The 1,150-nt window shown below is 66.4% G+C and carries 1 protein-coding gene; it reads right to left on the bottom strand.

All coding sequences use genetic code 11. The features are described from left to right. Window positions 1-149 precede the first annotated feature (149 nt). Window positions 150-1,150, bottom strand: a 1,001-nt coding sequence (locus LI92_RS21275) for a histidine phosphatase family protein (RefSeq protein ID WP_082109845.1), incomplete at its 5' end; no start/stop codon positions are given.

Raw genomic sequence — 1,150 nt, forward strand, 5'->3', positions numbered from 1 at the left:
CGAAATCCCTCGCCGCATGTCCGTCCTCCGCCAGTCAGGACACCCCCCCCCCCCCCGCGTGACCCACCTCACACAGTAAATACACACGCCATGCATCCCCGGTCGGACCGGCAATACCCCCGCGCAGGCGGGTGAACGACTGGCTCGGGCTAGGCGCCCAGCGCGCCGACGAGGGTCTCGAAGACCGCCTGCGGGAAGGTGATGAACGCGTCGAGGACCTGATCGAAACCGGTCTGCAGGGCCGCGGCGATCTCGGTGGGGTCGCCGCCCTGGAGTGCTTCGATCACGTGCCAGGTCGCGATCTGGCCCGCCGTGGTGAAATCGCGCCAGTCGACGAACAGGGCGGTGAACAGATCCGGCGTGGCATCCACCTCGATCCCGTTCCAGCTGACCAGGGTCCAACCATCGGTCGGGTTACCGTCGATGACGACCTGACCGGTATTGACCAACGGGCTACGGGTGTCGAGCAGTTCGTCCAGTACCAGGCCGAAGTCGGGGTTCTGCACGTTCATCAACGTCCAGATGGCGATCGTTCCGGCGTGCGCGAAGGCGACATTGCTGCCCGAGCTTTCCGGATCGGAGATGGTGTCGTCGTAGATGGCCTGGAGAGCATCAGTCACACGGTCGTTGAACGCCACACCGTTGGGGTCGATCGTCGATCCCAACATAGGCACCCAGAAACTGCCCATGGTCCACATCAGCGGCGCGAAGGCGTAGCCGACCTGGACGAGCAAGTTGCTCAGGTCGCCTCCCTCGAACCAGCCGGCGTTGATCTCGTTGAGGCCACCCAGGATCGTCACCGGGGTCTCCGGCGCACCCGCGGCCGTCAGCCAGTCCGCCGCGGTCTGCTGAGTACGCAAGAACTCCGAGGCATAGATGCCCGCGTAGAAGTCCGGGTCGGCGAGGTGCTGCGGGTTCGCGGGGTCGGCGAGATAGGCCGCCTGCTGCTCCCCGAGTTCGGTGATCGGCGCCCCCGGCGGCAGGGTGCCCAGGACGTGCCCTGCGTTGTCCTCGGATTCGGCGTGCCGGATGAGGTCGATGGTGATGTCTTGGGCAGCCAGCAGAATGTCGACGGCGACGGCACTGGCCAGTGGCGTGGCCACCGGTGCCGCAACGATCGCGCCGGCACCGATCAGTGCGACGGTGGCGG

It is taken from the genome of Mycobacterium sp. UM_Kg1 (assembly GCF_000972925.1).
Lineage (GTDB): Bacteria > Actinomycetota > Actinomycetes > Mycobacteriales > Mycobacteriaceae > Mycobacterium > Mycobacterium hiberniae.